The sequence below is a fragment of the Thioclava sp. GXIMD4215 genome, assembly GCF_045291555.1.
GTDB classification, from domain to species: domain Bacteria; phylum Pseudomonadota; class Alphaproteobacteria; order Rhodobacterales; family Rhodobacteraceae; genus Thioclava; species Thioclava litoralis.
In genome coordinates this window covers 540,673-561,544 of sequence record NZ_CP149515.1, presented here as the reverse complement: position 1 = coordinate 561,544, position 20,872 = coordinate 540,673, and the positions used below count along the sequence as shown (strand labels likewise).

The following is a 20,872-nucleotide window of genomic DNA, read 5'->3' as shown; positions in this document are numbered from 1 at the left end:
TTATTCCTTCCGGCTGGCCAGCGCGTTGACGGCCGCCACGGTAATCGCCGAGCCGCCCAAGCGTCCGCGCACGATGACCGAGGGCACGGGCAGATCCTGCATCAATGCCTCTTTGGATTCCGCCGCCCCCACAAAGCCAACAGGGCAGCCGATAATCGCCGCCGGACGCGGGCAGTCGGGGTCTTCCAGCATATTGAGCAGATGGAACAGGGCCGTGGGCGCATTGCCGATGGCCACCACCGCACCGGCCAGATGCGGGCGCCACAGCTCCAGCGCCGCCGCCGAACGCGTATTGCCCATCGCCTTCGCACGCTCGACGATATCGGGGCTGTGCAAGGTGCAGATCACCTCGTTTTGCGCAGGCAACCGCGCGCGGGTGATGCCTTCCGAGACCATCCGCGCATCACACAGGATCGGGGCCCCCGCCTGAAGGGCGGCGCGGGCAATGCTGGCCATGCCCGGCGAAAATATCACATCGCGTTCCAGCCCCACCAGCCCCGCGGCGTGGATCATCCGCACCACAACCGGTTCTTCATCCGTGTCAAACCGTGCCAGATCGGCCTCGGCACGGATCGTCGCAAAGCTCTCCGCGTAGATTTTGGCCCCGTCGGTTTCGTATAAATGCGGCATTAGTCCCCCGCGCCTTCTCTGATTTCTTTGGTCAATTCGGTTTCACTCAAATGCCCCGCAGCCAGCGCCGAACTCCGGCAGTTCCGGCCAAAGGCCCATCCGCTGGCGGTCGCCACCGCCACCATGTCGCAGTCCTGCGGGTGGGCACAGCCCTTGGTGCAGCCCGAGATATGCAGGTGCCCGCCAGCCGGCAGGCCCTGTCTGGCGATCTTCTGTGCCAGAGGCCGCGTCGGGCTGAGACCCTGCGGGCAGGCAGGCGCGCCCGTGCAGGCAGACATCCGCAGGCGCGGATCATCGGCCCTGGTCACAGCACTGGCAATATGCGGAAATTCACGGGCCTGCTCGACAAGAACCATGCGCCACGGCGTCAGACGCAGCTTGCCATAGCTGGCAATCTCGGCCAGTTCCTCGGCCCTGATCTGCCCGAAGGCCACGCCAAAAAACGCACCCTGTGGCAAAAGCTCCGGAGCGGGGGGCGCCGCCCCCTTCTGTTTGGGGCTTTCGCGCCATGCAGGCGGCAGATCCGCCCCCTGCGCCAGATGCCGGTGCATCCGGCCACGCCCTTCGGTCATGCCGCCGCTGGATAGAAACCATTCGGCCATCTCCAGACAGGCCGCCACAGCCGTTTGCACGGTCACGGGACGTCCGGCGCTGGCCCCGTCCGCACGGCAGATCAACCCCGCCTGCCCGTGTTCGAGCCGGATATCGGCAGAGGCGTCCTGCAACAGGGGCACCTCGCCGCAATCCACCGCAAAGCCGAATTTCGCCGGAAGCGCGGGGCCGTCCTCACCGGCCAGCGCCGCGCTCAGCGCATCGCCAAGCCGCTGGGTCAGATCGCCCATCTGCCAGAAGGGCTGGGTGATGACATTGCGCCGCGTCTCGGCAGCCAGCGAATGATCAAGCAGCCCCAACGGTGCCAGCGCCTTCAGCACGGCCTCGTGATCTTCGGGCCGGATCCCCCGCAGCTGCAGATTGCCGCGCGAGGACAGGTCGATGAGACCGTTGCCGAATTGCGCGGACAGGCCCGCCAGCGCCCCTGCCTGCCCTTTCGTCAGCCGCCCGTACCAAGGCCGGACCCGCACCACCAGCCCGTCGCCCGACAGCATCGGTCTATGGGCACCGGGGCACCACCCCCTGATCTGCGCTGCATTGCCTTGCGGGGCCTGCGGCTGCCCTGTGGCCTGTGTCATTCATCTGCTCCCAAAGCGGTTTGAGCCAGCGCATCCTGAATCGAATTGCGCCGCGTAACCCAGAGGTTAGCATCAGACAAGGCCCGAAACCTATCCCACATCGCCGCCAGTGCCTGCGGATTGTCCTTTTCAAGGAAATCGACCACCTCGCTGCGGCCCAGAGTGGCCTCGAAATAGAGGTCGAACAGATGGCTCGGCACAGCGCGTGACAGATGCGCGAACGCGGCAAGATGATCCAGTGTCGCGGCAATTTCAGCCCCGCCACGAAAGCCGTGCTGCATCATGCTATCGGCCCAATCCGGATTGGCGGCGCGCGCCCGCACCACACGGGCGATTTCTTCCGTCAAGGCACGGGCACGGGGCTGATCGGGACGGGTGGCATCCAGATGGTAGGATTTCGGGGCCGCCTGCCCCAGACGCGCCATTGCTGCCGCAAACCCCGCCTCATGCGCGGCATAATCCGAAGCCACAAGAAGATCCGTCTCGGGCAGATCCTGCAGATGCACGAATGTATCCGCCTCTGCCAGCCGCATCTCGAGTGCCGCACGGGCGGGCATGATATTTCCTTTGGCATCAATCGCATGGGACGAAGCATTCAGCCATGCCTCCCCCGCCATCACGCGCCCCTCATCGGAATAATCCTCAAGCGCCTCTCCCATATTCAACCCGTAAAGACCGGGTTTGGGGCCAAAAACGCGCGGGGTTCTGGCCAGATAGGGATTGTCTTCTGCCGCTTCCTCGCGCTGTGCCAAAGCCTCTGCCGCCAGTTCGAAAAGCTGCGCCAGCCCCGGAAACACGTCACGGAACAACCCTGACACCCGCAAGGTCACATCGATCCGCGGACGGTTGAGCAAGGCCAGCGGCACCAGCTCGAACCCCGAAACCCGTTCGGAATTGCTATCCCAAACCGGTTTGATACCGGCAAGATGCAGCGCCATCGCAAATTCTTCGCCTGCGGTGCGCATCGTGGCCGACCCCCACAGATCGACAACCAGCCCCTGTGGCCAATCCCCGTGATCCTGCAGGTGACGGCGGATCAGCTCTTCGGCCAGCTTGACCCCTTGGGTATAGGCCGCCCGCGACGGCACTGCGCGCGGATCGGTGGTAAAGAGATTGCGCCCCGTCGGCAGCACATCCGCCCGCCCCCGATGCGGACTGCCCGAAGGACCGGGCGGCACGAAACGCCCCGCCAGCGCGCGGATCACCCCTTGCGTCTCCGCCGTGCCGCAGGCACCGGTGCCAAACACATGCAGCCCTTCGGCATATTGGCTTTCCTTGATGTCGCAGACGAACGCATCCAGGCGGGTGATCGCCTCGGCGGCCGAGGCGGCCTCTGCGATCCCCAGATCGGCCTCTACCCCGCGCCCCTGTGCCTCGGCACGGATATCGGCAATAAGGCGGTCGCGGCGGGCGGGGTCCAACCCGTCGGCGGTGGAATATTCATCCATCAACGCCTCCAGCCGCATCAGGCTTTCAGGCATCGCGGTCTGCGCCAAGGGCGGCGGCACATGGCCAATCGTTACAGCGCCGATGCGACGCTTGGCCTGTGCGGCCTCGCCCGGATCATTCACGATAAACGGATAGATGACAGGACAGGCGGCCAGCAGGGCCTCTGGCCAGCAAGCTTCTGATAAGGCGACAGATTTCCCGGGAAGCCATTCAACCGTGCCATGTGCGCCCATATGGAGGACCGCATCGGTCTGGCCACGCAGCCAGAGATAGAAGGCCACATAGGCATGACGTGGCACGCGTGACAGATCGTGATAATCCGTCTCGCGCGAGGCACGATCGGCGCGTTCGGGCTGCAAAGCCACGACCCCCTTACCACAGCGGATCGCCGGAAACCGGAACTGCCCGTTGCGGCAGGCGGGGTCATCCTCGGGGGCACCCCATGCCTCGGCCAGATCATCGCGCAGACTGTCGGGCAGATTGGCCAGCGCCAGCCGGTAGTCATCCAGCGAATAGTGCAGCACGGCATGCTGCAAGACGGCGCCCAGATCGCTGACTTTGGTCAGGGGATATCCCTCTTCCGCAAGCGTCGCCACCAGATGTTCCACCGAGGCCAAGGCATCCAGCCCCACCGCATGGGCAATCTGGTAGCTCTTGCCCGGATAGGTCGAAAGCACGAAGGCCAGACGTTTTTGCGCGGCAGGCATCTGACCGAGCCGATACAGCGCCAGAACCCGTTCGGCAACCTGCGCGACCCGCCCCAGATCGGGGCGATGGGCGAAACGGGAATATTGTAGATCCGGATCGCGTTTGCCGGGGCTTTTGAACGAGATCACGCCACCAAACAGGCGGCCATCCACCTCGGGCAGTACAACATGCATCGCCAGATCCGAAGGGGCGAGACCGCGCTCGGAGGCGGCCCAATCGCGGCGCTGCGCGGTGGAAAGCGCCACCTGCACCACCGGCACATCGGCCTGATCCAAGGGCGAGCCACCTTCGGCACCCTGCGCCGAAAACGCGGTGGCATTGACGACTGCAACCGGTTTGAGCCGCGCAATCTCACCGCGCAGCCAATCCGGCACACCCGCCGCTTTCAGGGAGGGCACAAAGACCCCGAAAGCTGCAAATCCCCGCGCCCGAAGCGCTTCGATCAAGGCATCGACAGGGGCGGTATCGGCCGCCGTCAGATAGGACCGGTAGAAGGTCACAAAGGCCACCGGCCCGGTGTCCTCGGGCGGCGCAATAACGCCCTTTTCGGGCAGGTAGAACCCGTAATCGGGCACCGATTTCAGCCCCGCCACCGGCCCCGCATACAGCCCCGCAGCCAGAGCAAGCTGGGCCAGCGCGGCCTGTGCGGCCACCGCCCCGCCCGCATCGCACAGCGCCTGCAAGCGCCGCAATGTCGAGACCGGCAGCGTGGAAAGCGCATCAAGGCGCGCATCCTCGCGCCCGTCCGCAGGCAGGACCGCCAGTGCGATGCCCTTGCGCCGCGCCAGATCCTGCAGGCAGGCCAGCCCGTAAGGCCAGTAGCTTTCGCCACCAATCAACCGCACAAGCACGCCCTTCGCCCCCGAAAGGGTCTGTTCGACATAGGTATCGACCGAAAGCGGATGTTTCAGCGCGACCAGATTGGCCAGTCGGCAAGAGGGCAGCGGGCTGCCCCCCTGCGCACGTTTCCAGCCTGCCGCGAACGCGCCCAGATCACTATCGGAAAAGGACAGCACCACCAGATCCGCAGGGGCCTGCGCCAGATCCTGCGGCTGATCGGATTGATCAAGCCCGTGAGTTTCGCGAAAGACGACATGCATGATTTAGGCCGATACCAGTCCCAAAGCGGTTTCGATCGCCGCACGGTCGATATGATCATGCTCGGCAATCACCACCAGCTGCGAGGCACGCGGACGGCTGCCCCAAGGCTGGTCGAACTGGCCGCGCAGGCGGGTGCCCACCGCCTGCACCAGATAGCGCATCGGCTTGCCCTTCACCGCCAGATAGCCTTTCATCCGCAGGATATTGAGATCCCCCGCCATCGCGATCATGCGTGCCTCAAGCCCTGCGATATCCTCGATCTCGCCCAGATCCACGACAATCGTGTCGAAATCGTCATGTTCATGGTCGTGGTGGCCGTCATGATGGGACGGGCGCGCCTCAAGGTCGTCTTCCGCCGCCGCATTCAGCCCCAAGATAACCTGCGGGTCGATTTCGCCTTCGGTCATCGGCAGGATCGGCAGCTTGCGCGGGGCCTCGGCCTCGATGACGGCACGGGCTTTTGCCAGCCCCTCTTCGCCCGCCAGATCGGCTTTGGACAGAAGCACGATATCGGCGCAGGCGATCTGGTCCTCGAAGACCTCCGACAGCGGCGTTTCATGATCAAGCGAGGGATCGGCGGCGCGCTGTGCATCGACCGCTCCCAGATCGGGCGCGAACTGGCCGGAGGCGACAGCCTCGGCATCCGCCAGCGCGATCACCCCGTCCACCGTGATCCGCGAACGGATCGCAGGCCAGTCGAAGGCTTTCAGAAGCGGTTTGGGCAGCGCCAACCCCGAGGTCTCGATCAGGATATGGTCGGGGGTTTCAGGCAGCGCCAGTAGGCGTTCGATGGTGGGAATGAATTCATCGGCCACGGTGCAGCAGATGCAGCCATTGGCCAGTTCGAGGATGTTATTCTCGGGGCAGTTTTCATCGGCGCAGGATTTGAGGATATCCCCATCCACCCCTGCGGTGCCGAATTCATTGACCAGCACGGCCAGACGGCGGCCTTGCGGGTTTTGCATCAGATGGCGGATCAGCGTGGTTTTGCCCGCGCCCAGAAACCCTGTGACAACCGTTACCGGAACCTTTGCGAGATTGGTCATTGATCACTCCTGCGGATCATTTTGCGGCGGAATACGCGCAATGGATTGTTTGCGAAAGATTACCGGGCGTGCGCGCCAAGGCACCAGACCATCGGTGGTGTCCTTATAGGCGCGGATCCCGCTAAGGATATCCTCAAGATGCAGATCGGGATCGAGATCGCCATAGACATAGGTCCAACGCTGCGCCCCGCCGGCCAGAATCATCGAACAGGACCGCGTGCAGGCCGAAAGACATTCGGCAGCCCGCACCTTTACGCCCTGCGGCAGGTCGGCGTGCTGCAGCGCCTGATGCAACCGCGTTCCCGGACGCGGATCGGCCTCGTCCCCTGCGCGGCGGCAGGTGGTGCAGATTGTCACGGTTACATCTGTCATATGCTCTCCCTTACAGGGCGCATAGCACTGGCCGAAAGCCGAAACCACCGGTTTCCCCTTCCGTCCGGCCACGACACACCCCGATCGCCCGTTCTCATCCGCGTCTCAGGCAGGTCTCCCGGCTTGCGAAGTCAGGAAGAGAGACTCCTCCTGCCGGTCGCGCCTTCCCGGATGGCTCCAGTGGCATGCGGCCTCTTCGGTCACGGTCGCGGGGGCGGCTGCGCTTGGGACCGTGTCGCACCGTCCCTATCGCATTCCCTTTTCACCTGTCATAGACAGGAACCTGAACGCAGGGCTAAAAGACGTGAGTGCCCCGCCTTTGTCAAGGAAGGAGATCCCGATGCCCGAGACATCGCAAACGACCCCCTCGCCCGAAGATATGGCCGACCGCCATGCCAGCAAGATGGCCAAGAAGAAGGCCGCCCGTGACAAGATCATGGCCACCAAGGAAGGCGAAAAAGGTCTGATCATCGTCAATACCGGCGCAGGTAAGGGCAAATCCTCTGCCGGTTTCGGGATGATCTTGCGCTGTATCGCCCATGAAATGCCCTGCGCTGTCGTGCAGTTCATCAAGGGCGCATGGGATACGGGCGAACGTCGTCTGATCGAAGAGCATTTCTCCAATATCTGCCAGTTCTACGCGATGGGGGAAGGTTTTACCTGGGAAACGCAGGACCGCGCCCGAGATGTCGCGATGGCCAAGCGCGGGTGGGAAAAAGCGAAAGAGCTGATCCGCAATCCGGAAATCCGTTTCGTGCTGCTGGACGAGATCAATATCGCGCTGCGCTATGACTATCTGGATATCGACGAGGTCGTGACCTTCCTGCGCGACGAGAAACCGCCGATGACCCATGTGGCGCTGACGGGGCGCAATGCCAAGGACGCGCTGATCGAGGTCGCCGATCTGGTCACCGAGATGACCTTGGTCAAGCACCCGTTCCGCTCGGGGATCAAGGGCCAGAAAGGCGTGGAATTCTGAACGATCGCGGGCCGTTTTTGCGAAAAGGCTTGCTTGACGCATCGTCCTTTGGAAGCCCTGCCGGACCAGTTTATATGCGGGGCTTTCGGGATGAGGGAAAACAAGGTTATTTTAACGATGTTACGCCATGATGCTCCTGCCACATTCGGCAGGGTCCCGAAGCTGGCAGAAGGTGGGCGCACCGCATTTCCCGAAGCCAGCTGCCACTGTCTTGGTCGAGATGCGGTGCAGTCCCGCCCGTGCTCGGCGGCTTGGGGACGGGGCTGCCCTGGCGCGGCGCAGCGTGACGTGACAGGCCGGAGGGCTGCGTGATGGTGGCGCTGATGATTCAGGGCGCGGGCTCCAATGTCGGCAAATCGATGCTGGTGGCGGGGCTTTGCAGGGCCGCACGGCGGCGCGGGCTGACGGTGGCCCCGTTCAAGCCGCAGAACATGTCCAATAACGCTGCGGTCACGGCGGATGGTGGCGAAATCGGTCGGGCGCAGGCGCTTCAGGCACTGGCATGCGGGCTGGAGCCCGTCACCGATATGAACCCTGTCCTGCTCAAGCCCGAAAGCGAGACGGGATCGCAGGTCGTGGTGCAGGGCCAGCGCCTGACCACCGTGCGTGCGCGGGACTATGCCGCGCTGAAACCGTCCCTGATGGGCGCGGTTCTGGACAGTTTCAACCGTTTGCGCGCCCGCCATGATCTGGTGATCGTCGAGGGCGCGGGCAGCCCTGCCGAGGTCAATCTGCGCGCCAATGACATTGCCAATATGGGCTTTGCCTGTGCCGCGGATGTGCCGGTGGTGCTGGCGGGCGATATTGACCGCGGCGGGGTCATCGCGCAGATCGTGGGCACGCAGGCCGTTCTGTCCGCGCAGGATGCGGCGCAGATTGCCGGCTTCCTGATCAACAAGTTCCGCGGAGATCCACGGCTTTTCGATGAGGGCTATCGGCTGATCGAGACACGTACCGGATGGCGCGGGTTCGGCGTTCTGCCGTGGTTTGCCGAGGCCGGTCGCCTCCCTGCCGAGGATGCGCTGGACCTGCCGAAAGTCTCGCAAGGGGCGGGGCTGAAAGTGGTCTGTCTGGGGCTGTCGCGCATTGCCAATTTCGATGATCTCGACCCCCTGATGCAGGAGCCTTCGGTTCAGGTCTCGATCCTGCGGGCCGGTCAGGCCCTACCCGGAGACACCGATCTGGTGATTCTGCCCGGATCGAAATCGACGCGCGGCGATCTGGCCTTCCTGCGCGCGCAAGGCTGGGATATCGACCTGCAGGCTCATCTGCGGCGCGGCGGGCATATTCTGGGGATTTGCGGGGGATACCAGATGCTTGGCCGCAGCATTCAGGACCCGCACGGGCTGGAAGGGCCTGCGGGCACCGAGGCGGGGCTGGGCTTTCTGGAGGTCGATACGCAGATGGTGGCGCAAAAGCGCCTGACCCGCGTCAGCGCCCGTCATGCCGCCTCGGGCGCGATGTTTTCCGGCTATGAAATCCATATCGGGCGCAGTGATGGCCCCGATAGGGCGCGCCCCTTTGCCTATGTCGAGGGCACGCCCGAGGGGGCGATATCGGCGGATGGACGGGTCAGCGGCAGCTATCTGCACGGGATGTTCGGTGATGACGGGTTCCGCAGCGCATGGCTGCGCGCGCTGGGGGCACAGTCTAGCGGCATGAATCACGGCGCGCTGGTCGAGGCGACGCTTGACCGGCTTGCCGACCATCTGGAAGCGCATCTGGATGTGGCGGGGCTACTGGCCCTCGCCCGTTAGGACCGCCTCCAGCCGTGCCCATTCCTGCGCGGAACCGGGCAGGCCCAGCCTGATCCAGCGCGGATGCCACGGGAAAATCCGGCTCCAGATGCGGGCACACGCGAGGCGGGTCTGCGCGCCTGTGGCATCGGGGGTCTCGTATAGCCGGAACAGTTCGGCCCCGCCCGCCCATTGCCAGCCCGCGCGCTGTGCGAGGCTGTCCATACGGATGACATCCTCATGCAGCCGCGCGCAGGTCTGTTGCTGCCAGCGGGTATCGGCCAGCGCCTGCTGCCCGATCGCCAGCGCCGCACCGCAAACCGGCCACGGACCCGCCATCTGCCGGATCTGCGCAATCTGGGCCTCTGCCCCCAGCACGAAACCCAAGCGCAGCCCGGCCAGACCGTAGAATTTCCCGAAGGACCGCAGCACGAACAGATCCGGCGCACCAAGATGGGCCACCACTGACAGATCGGGGCGCGGATCGGCAAAGCTTTCATCGACCACCAGCGCGCCGACCTCCTGACGCAGCGCCAGCAATGTCGTGGCGGGATGGCTCTGCCCGTCGGGGTTGTTGGGGTTGACCACAACCGCCAGATCGGCCCCGTGCAGCTCTGCGATCGTGGTGACCTCCTGCACCTCCCAGCCCGCCTGTCGCAGGCTGGCAGCATGTTCGTTATAGGTAGGGCCAAGCACCCGCGCCCGTTTCGGCCCGCCGATGATATGCGGCAGGGTCTGGATGGCGGCCTGCGCACCGGCCAGCGCGGCAATCGCGGCCTCTTTCAGGCCATAGGTCCGGCGCGCCACGGCCAGAAGGCCCTCCATCGCGCTGCGCGTCGGCAGATCGGTATAGGCCTGCGACGGCAGCGCGAGCACGGGATAAGGCACGCGATTGATGCCGGTCGAGAGATCGATCCAGTCATCGCCCCCGAATATGGCCATCGCCTGATCGAGATTTCCGCCGTGATCGCGCATAGGATACCTTTCAGAACAGGGGCCGTTTCAGACAAAGGCCAGAGCAAGAAGACAGAGCCCCATAAGCCCCATCGCCCGCAGATAAAGCCGCAATCCGCGTTGCAGATCCTGCGGCACGGGATCGGGGGCCGCGGCATTCACGAAAGGCTCGTCGGCCATATGGGTGCCATAGATGCGCGGACCGGACAGGCGCACCTGAAGCCCTGCGGCCAAAGCGGCTTCGGGCCAGCCCGCATTGGGCGAACGATGCAGCCCCGCATCACGGCGCATCACCCGCAGCGCGCGCATCGGCGCGGAAACCAGCGCAAAAAGTCCCCCGCTCAGCCGTGCAGGCGCAAGATTGACCAGATCATCCAGCCGCGCCGCAAATTTGCCAAACCACTCATACCGCGCGTTGCGATGGCCGATCATGGAATCCAGCGTATTGATCGCCTTATAGGCCGCAATCCCCGGCAGGCCCAGCACGACACCCCAGAAGACCGGTGCCACAATCCCGTCGGAGGTGTTCTCGGCGAGGCTCTCGAGGGCGGCACGGGCGACCCCCGCCCTGTCCAGACGGGAGGGATCGCGCCCGACGATCATCGACACCGCAATCCGTGCCTGCGGCAGATCGCCCGCACAAAGCGGGCGCGCCACAGCGGCCACATGGCTATACATCGAACGCGCCGCGATCAGCGGCCACGCGCATAGCCCCAGCAAAAGCGTGCCGATCCACGTCTCGGGCAGCATCCATTGCACCAGACAGGCCATGCCCGTGGTGACCCCGATCACCAGAACAGAGGTCGTCACCCCGCCCCAGAACCGCTGCCGGTCGGACCAGTGGCACCGGTTCAGACGCGGCTCGAGCGCGCTGATCAGGGCCCCGATCCATGTGACCGGATGACCGATGCGGCGGAACACGGCCTGCGGCCAGCCAAAGAGGCCATCCGCCACCAGCCCGATCACCATCAAAAGCGCGCCTGTCATCATTCTCTCCGCCCGTCTTGCGGCGACATGGCCCCAAGGGTGAATTCCATCACCCGCCCATATCCTGCCGCACGCAATTTGTCATGTGCCGCCTGACGTTGCGCAGGCGGCGCCGTCCGCTCGAGGATCAGCCCACGGGCAGAACCGGTATGCGCGCGCAGATAGCCGAGGCAGGAAAGCTGGCTTGCAATCTCTGCGGTAGGATCGGCGGTCGGGCCCCGGATGGCTGCCGTGCGCGCCGCACTCAACGATGCCAGACGGGCAATCTCCGGCAAGTCGCCCCGCTGCGCCGCGCCGTGCCATTGTGGCACCAGATCGCAGAGATCGGCAAAGCGGCTATCTGCCGGATCGGTCCGTTCGGGCCCACCCCAGAGCCCGCCAATGATGCGCATCGGCGGCGGGGCCGGAAGCGGCACCAGCCCCTGCCCCAAGCGCGAGGCCCAAAGCTGCGCTGTGGGTTCGACAAAGGCCAGCGGGTCGGTTGCCCCCTCGATCTGCCAGCAGATCCGCATGACCTCCTGCGGGGCCAGCCAGGGGGCCAGATAGCGAATCACCGCCACCAAGGCCGCAGTCGAGGCCCCCGTCCCCGCGCCGGGCAGCATATTGGTGGCCAGCCTTAGCCGCCCCGGAAGCCTGCCCCCCCGTAGCGGGCCACCCCGTAGCGGGCGCAGCAACTGTCCAAGCCGGCGCAGCGCGTCACGTGGCAAAAGCCGCATCGGATCATGCAGCCCGAAGACGCGGGACGGCTGCACCGAAAGCACCGCCTGTAGTGGCGCACAAGGCACCGACACCAGCGCCACCGGCCCTGAAGGCCCGAGCCGCCCCTGCAGGAATTCCCCGAAATGGCCACTGACCCGAACGGCGGCGTGGCGCGGCATCGGGCGGTCGCTCAGACGCATCGGTTCACGGCGGTAATCACCGCTCCCTCGGGCCGCAGGACTGTCACATGGCTGAGCGACAAAGGGTCGATGCCAAAGCGCAATCCACCCTGCAGCGCGCCTGTGGCCCAGCCCAGAACCGCACGGATACTGCCCGCATGGGCGACCACCGCAATCCGCCCCGGTGACGCCGCGAGCGTGTCGATCGCGCGGATGACCCGCTGCCCCAGATCCAGAAAGCTTTCCCCGTCAGGGGGGCGATGCGCCGCCAGATCCTTTAGCGGCAGCGGCCCCAGATCGGGCAGCTCGGCATAGGCGCGCCCTTCCCATGCCCCCAGATCCTGCTCCCACAGATCGGCGTTCAGGGTGATCGGTTCTGTGGGCCAAAGCGCTTTGGCTGTCTGCTGGCAGCGTAGCGCGGGACTGGCCACGATCCGGTCCACCGCCCCCACCGTCAGGGCGACCCGCGCCAGCTGCTCGGGCGCGGGAAGGCAGGCTGCCAGATCGCGCCGCCCATAGACGCAGCCATCCCCGATAACAGGCGCGTGCCGGATCAGAACCAGCTCGGTCGCCTCTGACGCGGGCGTGATCGACATGAATCTTCCTCTTTGCTTTTCAGCCCTTTTCTGCTTTGTCATCGCTCGATGAGCAAGATCATACTAATGACCGGCGGGGCCCGTTCGGGCAAATCCCGCCTTGCAGAGGAGCAGGCACAGCGCCTTGGCTCTCCCGCGATCTATATTGCCACCGCCCGAATCTGGGACGACGAGACACAGGAGCGTGTCGATGAACACCGTGCCCGCCGCGTGACGGGCTGGCGCGATATCGAAGCCCCGATCGATCTTGCCCGAGCCCTGCGCGAGACAGATGGCACCGCCCCGCGCCTTGTCGATTGCCTGACCATGTGGCTGACCAATCTGATGATGGAAGACCGCGATCTGGCACAGGAGCTGGACGCGCTTCTTGCCACTTTGTCTCGCCTGACATCTCCGGTGGTTTTTGTCACCAACGAGGTTGGTATGGGAATCGTCCCCGAAAACGCTCTTGCGCGTCGTTTCAGAGACGCGCAGGGGCACGTTAATCAAAAAATAGCCGCGCTAGCAGACGAGGTCTATCTGGTCACCTGCGGCTATGCGTTAAAGGTCAAACCGCAATGAGCCTCTTTCCTCTTTCCGCCCTGTCCGAACTGGACGTTCTGGCCGACAAGCTGCCGGTCTTCGATCATGCTGCGGCCGATCTGGCCAAGTCCCGTCAGGACCAGCTGACCAAGCCGCCGGGGTCTTTGGGGCGGCTGGAGGATCTGGCGATCTTCATGGCGGGCTGGCAACGCCGCGAGCGCCCGCATATCCGCAAGGCGCAAGCCCTTGTTTTTGCCGGAAATCATGGGGTTTGTGCCCAAGGGGTGAATCCCTTCCCGCAATCGGTGACCGCGCAGATGGTGGCCAATTACGAACATGGCGGGGCGGCGATCAACCAGCTTTGCCGTGCCAACGGGGCCGAACTTTCGGCTGTGGCGCTGGATCTGGACACGCCCACGGCGGATTTCACGCAAGCGCCCGCCATGACCGAGGCCGAAACGCTGGACGCGCTCAATCGCGGGGCGGCGGCGGTGGACCCCGAAGCGGATGTGCTGATTCTGGGCGAGATGGGGATCGGCAACTCGACCATTGCCGCGGCGCTGGCCGCGGCCCTGTTTGGCGGTGAGGTCGGCGATTGGGTCGGGCGCGGCACCGGATCGGATGATGCGGGCGTGATGCGCAAGATCTCGGCCATCAGCCGCGGGCTGGAGCGCCATAAGGGACTGTCTGCCAAGCATATTCTGGCGGCACTGGGCGGGCGTGAACAGGCCGCGATCTGCGGTGCGGTGCTGGCGGCGCGGATGCATCGTATCCCCGTGCTGCTGGACGGGTTTATCTGCACCGCGTCGGCGGCCCCGCTTCACGGCGTAGACCCCGCCCTTCTGGCGCATTGCCTTGTGGGGCATGTCAGCGTCGAGCCGGGCCATCGCAAGCTGCTGGCGGCGCTTGATAAACAACCGATCCTCAATTTCGACATGCGCCTTGGCGAGGGCACGGGCGCGGCCCTTTCGCTGGGGATCCTGCGCTCGGCGCTGGAATGCCATAACGGAATGGCCACCTTTGCCGAAGCGGGGGTCGACGGGGCGGAAGAACCGGCGGTGTCCGCACAATGATCCGCGCACGTCTGGCCGAGCTGCAACTTGCCATCATGCTGTTGTCGCGCCTGCCCGCAGGGCGCCTGCCCGAAGAACGGATCAGTCTGGGACATACGGTCTGGGCCTATCCGATTGCCGGTCTGGTCATCGGGGTTGGCGGTGCGCTCAGCCTCTGGCTATCGGCCCTTCTGGGGCTGCCCGCCTTTGCCGCCGCGCTGATTTGTCTGGTTGCGCTGACCTTTCTTACAGGGGCGCTGCATGAGGACGGGCTGGCCGATCTGGCCGACGGGTTGGGCGGCGGGCGCGACCGCGAGAAGAAGCTGGAGATCATGCGTGACAGCCGGATCGGCAGCTACGGGGTGACCGCGCTGGTGCTGGCCTATGGTCTGCGCGCCTGCGGGATTGCCACGCTTTACACCCACGGGCCGCATCTGGCGGCGGCAGCCCTGATCGCGCTGTCGATGGCCTCGCGGGCACAGATCGCGCTGTGGCAGCATGTCATGCCGGTTGCCCGCACGGACGGGATGGGCCATGCCGCGCATGGGGTGCCACGGTCGGCACTGACACTGGCGCTGCTCTATGGCGCGCTGGGGCTGAGCCTGACCGGCTGGATGGCACCGGTTGTGGCGCTATGCGTTCTGGCTGGCGGCGGGGCTGTCGCCATCGTGGCGCGGCGCCAGATCAGCGGCCAGACCGGCGACGTCTTAGGGGCCAGCCAGCAAGTGGCCGAAATCATGGGCTGGATCGGCCTTATGGCACTGATCTGAATTTGCCTAAAAAATAATCGCACACCGGCGGGCGGCGGGAAACTTCCAGCGGCCCGCCGAAATCGCTGGCCCTTGCGCGCATGGCTTGCCTAGGTTGTCTTAACAGCCTTGGAAGGACAGCGCGTCATGGCGATCTATGCATCCATTCATCACCTTACCCATTACAAATACGACAGAAATGTCATGCTTGGGCCACAGATCATCCGGCTGCGGCCTGCGCCCCATTCGCGTACCAAGGTGATTTCGCATTCGCTCAAAGTGACGCCTGCCGAGCATTTCGTGAACCTCCAGCAGGACCCCTATGGCAATTGGCTGGCGCGTTTCGTCTTCCCTGAGCCCGTGCGCGAATTCAAGATCGAGGTCGATCTTGTGGCCGATATGACGGTCTATAACCCGTTCGATTTCTTCGTCGAGGAATCCGCCGAGCATTGGCCCTTCGACTACCCCGCCGATTATGCCGCCGATCTGGCAGTCTATCGCACGCCCGAAAAAAGCACCAAACTGCTGGACGCCTTTGTCGCCAGCATTCCGCGCAAGAAGACCCGCACGGTGGATTTTCTGGTCGGGCTGAATACGCAGATTTCCGGCCTTGTCGATTACACCATCCGGCTGGAACCGGGCGTGCAGACGCCCGAGGAAACGCTGACGCTGAAGTCGGGCTCCTGCCGTGACAGCAGCTGGCTTCTGGTGCAGGTGCTGCGTCAGTTGGGCTTTGCCGCGCGCTTTGTCTCGGGCTATCTGATCCAGCTCAAACCCGATGTGAAGGCGCTCGATGGCCCCTCGGGGACCGAGCATGATTTCACCGATCTGCACGCCTGGGTCGAGGTCTATCTGCCCGGCGCGGGCTGGATCGGGCTGGACCCGACCTCGGGGTTGATGACGGGCGAAAGCCATATCCCGCTGGCGGCCACCCCCCATTACCGCACCGCCGCGCCGATTGCGGGGGGCTTCACCGCCGATGGCACGCCCAAGGTCGCGTTCGATTTCGACATGCAGGTCACGCGCGTGGCCGAACATCCCCGGATCACCAAGCCGTTTTCCGACGAGGCTTGGGACGCGCTGAATGATCTGGGCAAACAGGTTGACCGCGATCTTGTCGCAAGCGATGTGCGCCTGACGATGGGCGGCGAGCCGACCTTTGTGTCGATCGATGACTTCCAGTCCGAGGAATGGAATACCGCCGCCGTCGGCCCGCAAAAACGCGACCGCGCCGATGTGCTGATCCGCAAGCTGCAATCGCGTTTTGCCCCCGGTGGCTTCCTGCATTACGGTCAGGGCAAATGGTATCCGGGCGAGACCCTGCCGCGCTGGACGTTTTCGCTGTATTGGCGCCATGATGGCCAGCCGGTCTGGTCCAATAATGACCTGATCGCCCCCGAAGGCACCTCGCAGGATGCCACGCCCCATCAGGCGCAAGAGCTGATGCGCGAGATCGCCCATCAGCTGGATGTCGATGAAAACTATGTCATCCCCGCCTATGAGGACCCCGCCGAATGGCTGGTGAAAGAAGCCCAGCTGCCCGAGAATGTGACGCCCAAGAATTCGAAACTGGAAGATGCCGAGGCGCGTCACCGGATTGCCCGAGTCTTTGATCGCGGCCTGACCACGCCCACGGCCTTTGTGCTGCCGGTGCAGCGCTGGCAGGCCAAGGCGGGCGGTGCGGGTTGGCGCTCTGAACAATGGAAGCTGCGGCGCGGTGCGATGCTGCTGGCACCCGGTGACAGCCCCGCAGGCTACCGCCTGCCGCTGGCCTCGCTGCCACATCTGAGTGCCGCGCAATACCCCTATCACAACCCCGCCGATCCGACGATTCCGCGCCCGCCTCTGCCCAAGCGCGATCCGGTGAAACCGGCGGAACGGCTCAGCCAGCCGATGGCCTCTTTCATCCCGTCCGAGCCTGTGACGCAGGGCTTTGTCCCACAGGGCTCGCCCGAGATCGACGGTTTCGTGCGCACCGCCCTTTCGGTCGAACCGCGTGACGGGCGGCTATGCGTTTTCATGCCGCCTGTGGTCTGGCTGGAGGATTATCTGGACCTTCTGCGGGCCGCCGAAGCCGCCGCCGCCAATCTGGGGCTGAAGGTCCATATCGAAGGCTATGCGCCGCCAAATGACCCGCGCCTGAATGTGATCCGCGTGGCCCCCGATCCGGGCGTGATCGAGGTCAATATCCATCCTGCCCATTCTTGGGAGGATTGCGTGGCCACCACCGAGGCGATCTATGAAGAGGCCCGCCTCTCGCGTCTGGGCGCTGACAAGTTCATGATCGACGGGCGCCATACCGGCACGGGTGGCGGCAACCATGTGGTGGTGGGGGGCGAGACCCCCAATGACAGCCCCTTCCTGCGTCGCCCCGATCTGTTGAAATCGCTGATCCTGACGTGGCAGCGGCACCCCTCGCTCAGCTATCTCTTCTCGGGCATGTTCATCGGCCCGACCTCGCAGGCGCCACGGATCGACGAGGCCCGCCATGACAGTCTTTACGAACTTGAGATCGCGCTCCACCAGATCCAGCCGCATATGTCGGTGCCGCCTTGGCTGACCGACCGCCTCTTGCGCAATATCCTGATTGATGTGACAGGCAATACCCACCGCGCCGAGATCTGCATCGACAAGCTTTACTCGCCCGATGGCCCCACAGGGCGTTTGGGTCTGGTCGAGTTCCGCGGCTTCGAAATGCCGCCCCATCCGCGCATGTCGCTGGCCCAGCAGCTTCTGATCCGCGCGATCATTGCCCGCGCGTGGAAATCGCCCATCGAGGGCCGCCCCGTGCGCTGGGGCACCGTGCTGCATGACCGCTTCATGCTGCCGCATTTCATCTGGCAGGACTTCCTCTCGCTTCTGGAAGACCTCAGCCTGCATGGCTATGACTTCGACCCCGCTTGGTTTGTGGCGCAGGAAGAATTCCGCTTCCCCTTCTGCGGGCAGATCACCGTCGAGGGCGTCCATCTGGAGTTGAAACAGGCGCTGGAGCCGTGGCATGTGCTGGGCGAGACCGGCGCGATTGGCGGTACCGTCCGCTATACCGACAGCTCGGTCGAGCGGATGCAGGTCAAGATGACCTCGCTGCACCAAGACCGCTATAAGGTCACCTGTAACGGGCGCTTCATGCCGATGACCCCCACGGGCACCTCGGGAACTTCGGTCGCGGGGGTGCGCTATAAGGCATGGAAGCCGCCGGAATCGCTGCACCCGACGCTGCCCACCAATGCGCCTCTGGTCTTTGACATCTATGACACATGGTCGAACCGTGCGATTGGCGGCTGCACCTATAACGTGGCCCATCCGGGCGGGCGCAATTATGACACTTTCCCCGTCAATGCCAATGAGGCCGAGGCGCGGCGTCTCGCGCGCTTCCAGCCCTTCGGCCACACACCCGGCGCCTATGTGCCAAAGGTGGAACAGCCCCACCCCGAATTTCCGCTCACGCTTGACCTGCGCCGCCCAGTCGGGCTGATCTAGGCGCAGAACATTTAGGGCGAAGCGATGGCCGATAGACCAAACCCGCCTGCCAGCCCGCTGCTGGCAGGGTATACACCCGTAAAGGGGGTGGCGGACGAGCTTTTCGACGCGACAGGCCGGATGCGACCGGTCTGGCGCCGCTTTGTCGAGCGGTTCCTGCGGCTCTCGCCCGAGGAGATCGAGGCCCGTTTCGAACGCGCCGATCTGTATCTGCGCGATGCGGGCGTGTTCTACCGGCAATATTCCAATGACCCGCTGACCGAACGTAGCTGGCCGCTCAGCCATATTCCGGTCATCCTGCACGAGGCGGAATGGCGCGGTATCTGCGAGGGGCTGACCCAGCGTGCCGATCTTCTGGAACAGGTGATGGCCGATCTTTACGGGCCTGCCGATCTGGTGACGCAAGGCCACCTGCCCGCAGAACTTATCGCGGGGTCCAGGCAATTCCTGCGCCCGATGGTGGGGGTGCAGCCCAAGGGCGGGCATTACCTGCATTTTCTGGCCTTCGAGATCGGGCGCTCGCCGGACGGGTCGTGGTTTGTGCTGGGCGATCGGACACAGGCTACCTCGGGGGCGGGATTCGCGCTGGAAAACCGCATGGCCACGGGGCGCGCCTTTCCCGAACGGTTCCCGCGTGCCTATATCCATCGTCATGCCGGATTTTTCGGGGCCTTTCTGCAAGCGTCCGAACGGCTTGCCGAAGATCGCGAGCACCTGCGCGCGACACCGGCAATCCTGACCCCCGGCCCCTCGAACGAAGCCTATTACGAACATACCTATATCGCCCGCTATCTGGGCATCCCGCTGCTGGAGGGGGAAGATATTGTCGTCGAGGACGGGCGGGCCAAAGTGCGCACCATCTCGGGGCCACAGCCGCTCGGGGCGCTCTGGCGGCGGATTGATGCCGGATTTGCCGATCCGATCGAATTGGACGAGACCAGCCAGATCGGCACGCCGGGGCTGATGGAGGCCATCCGGCAGGGCCATCTTGGCATGGCCAATGCGCTGGGATCGGGCATTCTGGAGATGCGCGCCATGCTGGCCTTCCTGCCGCGCATCTGCGAGGTGCTGACCGGCAAACCGCTGACCCTGCCCAATATCGCGACATGGTGGTGCGGGGCCGCCGATGCCCGTGCCTATGTCAACGCCAATGCCAAGCGGATGATGATCGGCTCCGCCTATGCGGTGAACCTGCCCTTTGACCTGAATGCCACCACGGCTCTGGGCGGGCAGTTTCGCGGCTCGGCCCGTGAGTCGGTGACAAAATGGCTTGAAGAGGAAGGCCGCAGCCTTGTGGGACAGGAAGCCGTGACGCTATCCACCACGCCTGCATGGTCGCGCAATGCCGCAGGAGAGGCGCAGATCACCCCCCGCCCGATGACCGTGCGGGTCTTTGCCGCGCGCACCGAAACCGGCTGGCGCTTCCTGCATGGCGGCTATGCCCGTATCGGGCGCTCCGAAGACCCCACGGCGCTGGCCATGCAGCGGGGCGGCTCGGTGGCCGATGTCTGGATCGTGGCCGATCATCCGGTCTCGCAAGAGAGCCTTGCCCCCGAAAAGACCGGCCGTTTCCTGCGCAGCGATCCGGGCATTCTGCCGGCACGCGCTGCCGACAACCTTTATTGGCTGGGCCGCTATATCGAACGGACCGAGGACGCGATCCGCCTGCTTCGCGCCTATCATCTGCGGCTGGCGGCCACCGGAAACAGCGCCGATCCGCGGCTCAAGCTGATGCGCAGCTACCTTGCCTCGGTGGGCTATACATTCGAGAAAGCGATCCCCGACACGCTTCTGGGACGTTTAGAGATGGCGCAGGGCTGTGCGGCCAAGGTGCGCGACCGGTTCTCCACCGATGGCTGGAACGCGCTTGGCGATCTTCTGTCCACGGCGCGGCGCTTGCAGAAAACCGCAAAGCCGGGCGATGATGCCGCCCGCGCCATGTCGGTTTTCCTGCGCAAGATCACCGGTTTTTCGGGGCTGGTGCACGAGAATATGTATCGCTTTTCCGCATGGCATTTCCTGTCCTTCGGGCGAGCGCTGGAACGCGCTGATGCCACGACCACCCTGCTGGAACTCTACGCCGCCCCCGACAGCCCCGAAGGCGGGCTGGATCTGGCGGTCGAGGTCTGTGACAGCGTGATCACCCATCAACGGCGCTTCCGCGTGGAAACCAGCCGCGACACCGTGCTGGACCTGCTGGCGCTGGATGGCGACAACCCGCGCGCGCTGGCCTTTCTGATGACGCGCATGTGCGATCTGGCGCGGCGGATGCCCCATGCGATGGATCATGGCCGCCCCAATGCGCTGATGCGGGCGCTGATGCAGCTTGAAACCGAATTCAGCTGTGCCGAACCCGACGATCTGACCCCCGAGCGCCTGCGCCACCTGCGCCATGAATTGGGACAGGTCTCCGACCTTCTGACCACCGCCTATCTGAGATGAC

16 protein-coding genes and 1 riboswitch are annotated in these 20,872 nt (G+C 64.6%); of the genes, 7 read left to right on the top strand and 9 right to left on the bottom strand.

The features are described from left to right. Genes WDB86_RS02675 through WDB86_RS02655 form a run of 5 tightly spaced genes read right to left on the bottom strand, consistent with a single transcriptional unit; the run spans position 1 to position 6,496 of the window. On the bottom strand, positions 1–630 hold the full coding sequence (locus WDB86_RS02675; RefSeq protein WP_339107355.1) for a precorrin-8X methylmutase: 630 nt from the start codon (positions 628–630) through the stop codon (positions 1–3). Further along, positions 630–1,820, bottom strand: coding sequence for a precorrin-3B synthase (locus WDB86_RS02670; protein ID WP_406736519.1), 1,191 nt, complete (start codon positions 1,818–1,820; stop codon positions 630–632). The genes WDB86_RS02675 and WDB86_RS02670 overlap by 1 nt, the downstream gene beginning before the upstream one ends. Beyond that, entirely contained in the window at positions 1,817–5,077 is a 3,261-nt protein-coding gene (gene cobN, locus WDB86_RS02665) for a cobaltochelatase subunit CobN (protein WP_406736518.1), read from the bottom strand. The genes WDB86_RS02670 and cobN overlap by 4 nt, the downstream gene beginning before the upstream one ends. Before the next feature lie 3 nt (positions 5,078–5,080). After that, positions 5,081–6,124, bottom strand: coding sequence for a cobalamin biosynthesis protein CobW (cobW, locus tag WDB86_RS02660; protein ID WP_339107358.1), 1,044 nt, complete (start codon positions 6,122–6,124; stop codon positions 5,081–5,083). Between the two features lie 3 nt (positions 6,125–6,127). Next, positions 6,128–6,496: a DUF1636 family protein gene (locus tag WDB86_RS02655; protein WP_406736517.1), complete on the bottom strand. Its 369-nt coding sequence runs from the start codon at positions 6,494–6,496 to the stop codon at positions 6,128–6,130. Positions 6,497–6,586: 90 nt separating this feature from the next. After that, positions 6,587–6,798: riboswitch (cobalamin riboswitch) on the bottom strand. Between the two features lie 38 nt (positions 6,799–6,836). On the opposite strand from WDB86_RS02655, the gene cobO reads away from it, so the two are divergent. Both cobO and WDB86_RS02645 read left to right on the top strand, forming a co-directional pair. Further along, positions 6,837–7,475 (top strand): cob(I)yrinic acid a,c-diamide adenosyltransferase, encoded by a 639-nt coding sequence (cobO, locus tag WDB86_RS02650; RefSeq protein WP_406736516.1) that lies wholly within the window; start codon positions 6,837–6,839, stop codon positions 7,473–7,475. Between the two features lie 311 nt (positions 7,476–7,786). Next, positions 7,787–9,232, top strand: coding sequence for a cobyric acid synthase (locus WDB86_RS02645; RefSeq protein WP_339109508.1), 1,446 nt, complete (start codon positions 7,787–7,789; stop codon positions 9,230–9,232). Here WDB86_RS02645 and cobD read toward each other — a convergent pair. Genes cobD through WDB86_RS02625 form a run of 4 tightly spaced genes read right to left on the bottom strand, consistent with a single transcriptional unit; the run spans position 9,212 to position 12,626 of the window. Beyond that, positions 9,212–10,186: a threonine-phosphate decarboxylase CobD gene (cobD, locus tag WDB86_RS02640; RefSeq protein ID WP_406736515.1), complete on the bottom strand. Its 975-nt coding sequence runs from the start codon at positions 10,184–10,186 to the stop codon at positions 9,212–9,214. The genes WDB86_RS02645 and cobD overlap by 21 nt on opposite strands. Before the next feature lie 27 nt (positions 10,187–10,213). Continuing rightward, on the bottom strand, positions 10,214–11,152 hold the full coding sequence (cbiB, locus tag WDB86_RS02635; RefSeq protein WP_406736514.1) for an adenosylcobinamide-phosphate synthase CbiB: 939 nt from the start codon (positions 11,150–11,152) through the stop codon (positions 10,214–10,216). Then, on the bottom strand, positions 11,152–12,030 hold the full coding sequence (locus WDB86_RS02630; protein ID WP_406736513.1) for a propanediol utilization protein: 879 nt from the start codon (positions 12,028–12,030) through the stop codon (positions 11,152–11,154). The genes cbiB and WDB86_RS02630 overlap by 1 nt, the downstream gene beginning before the upstream one ends. A gap of 11 nt (positions 12,031–12,041) precedes the next feature. After that, positions 12,042–12,626, bottom strand: a complete 585-nt coding sequence (locus WDB86_RS02625; RefSeq protein WP_406736512.1) for a histidine phosphatase family protein — start codon at positions 12,624–12,626, stop codon at positions 12,042–12,044. Positions 12,627–12,674: 48 nt separating this feature from the next. Here WDB86_RS02625 and cobU point away from each other — a divergent pair, with 48 nt between their 5' ends. The 5 genes from cobU to WDB86_RS02600 all read left to right on the top strand — a co-directional run bounded on the left by cobU (position 12,675) and on the right by WDB86_RS02600 (position 20,871). Beyond that, a complete protein-coding gene (gene cobU, locus WDB86_RS02620; protein WP_339107365.1) occupies positions 12,675–13,187 on the top strand; it encodes a bifunctional adenosylcobinamide kinase/adenosylcobinamide-phosphate guanylyltransferase in 513 nt (170 codons plus the stop codon). Next, a complete protein-coding gene (cobT, locus tag WDB86_RS02615) occupies positions 13,184–14,221 on the top strand; it encodes a nicotinate-nucleotide--dimethylbenzimidazole phosphoribosyltransferase (RefSeq protein ID WP_406736511.1) in 1,038 nt (345 codons plus the stop codon). Before cobU ends, cobT begins: the two co-directional genes overlap by 4 nt. Then, a complete protein-coding gene (locus WDB86_RS02610) occupies positions 14,218–14,970 on the top strand; it encodes an adenosylcobinamide-GDP ribazoletransferase (RefSeq protein ID WP_339107367.1) in 753 nt (250 codons plus the stop codon). Before cobT ends, WDB86_RS02610 begins: the two co-directional genes overlap by 4 nt. 126 nt (positions 14,971–15,096) lie before the next feature. Continuing rightward, the gene (locus WDB86_RS02605; RefSeq protein WP_406736510.1) at positions 15,097–18,429 is read left to right on the top strand and encodes a DUF2126 domain-containing protein; all 3,333 of its coding nucleotides are present in this window, start codon (positions 15,097–15,099) and stop codon (positions 18,427–18,429) included. A 24-nt stretch (positions 18,430–18,453) separates the two neighbouring features. Then, positions 18,454–20,871, top strand: coding sequence for a circularly permuted type 2 ATP-grasp protein (locus WDB86_RS02600; RefSeq protein WP_406736509.1), 2,418 nt, complete (start codon positions 18,454–18,456; stop codon positions 20,869–20,871). The last annotated feature ends 1 nt before the right edge of the window (position 20,872 follow it).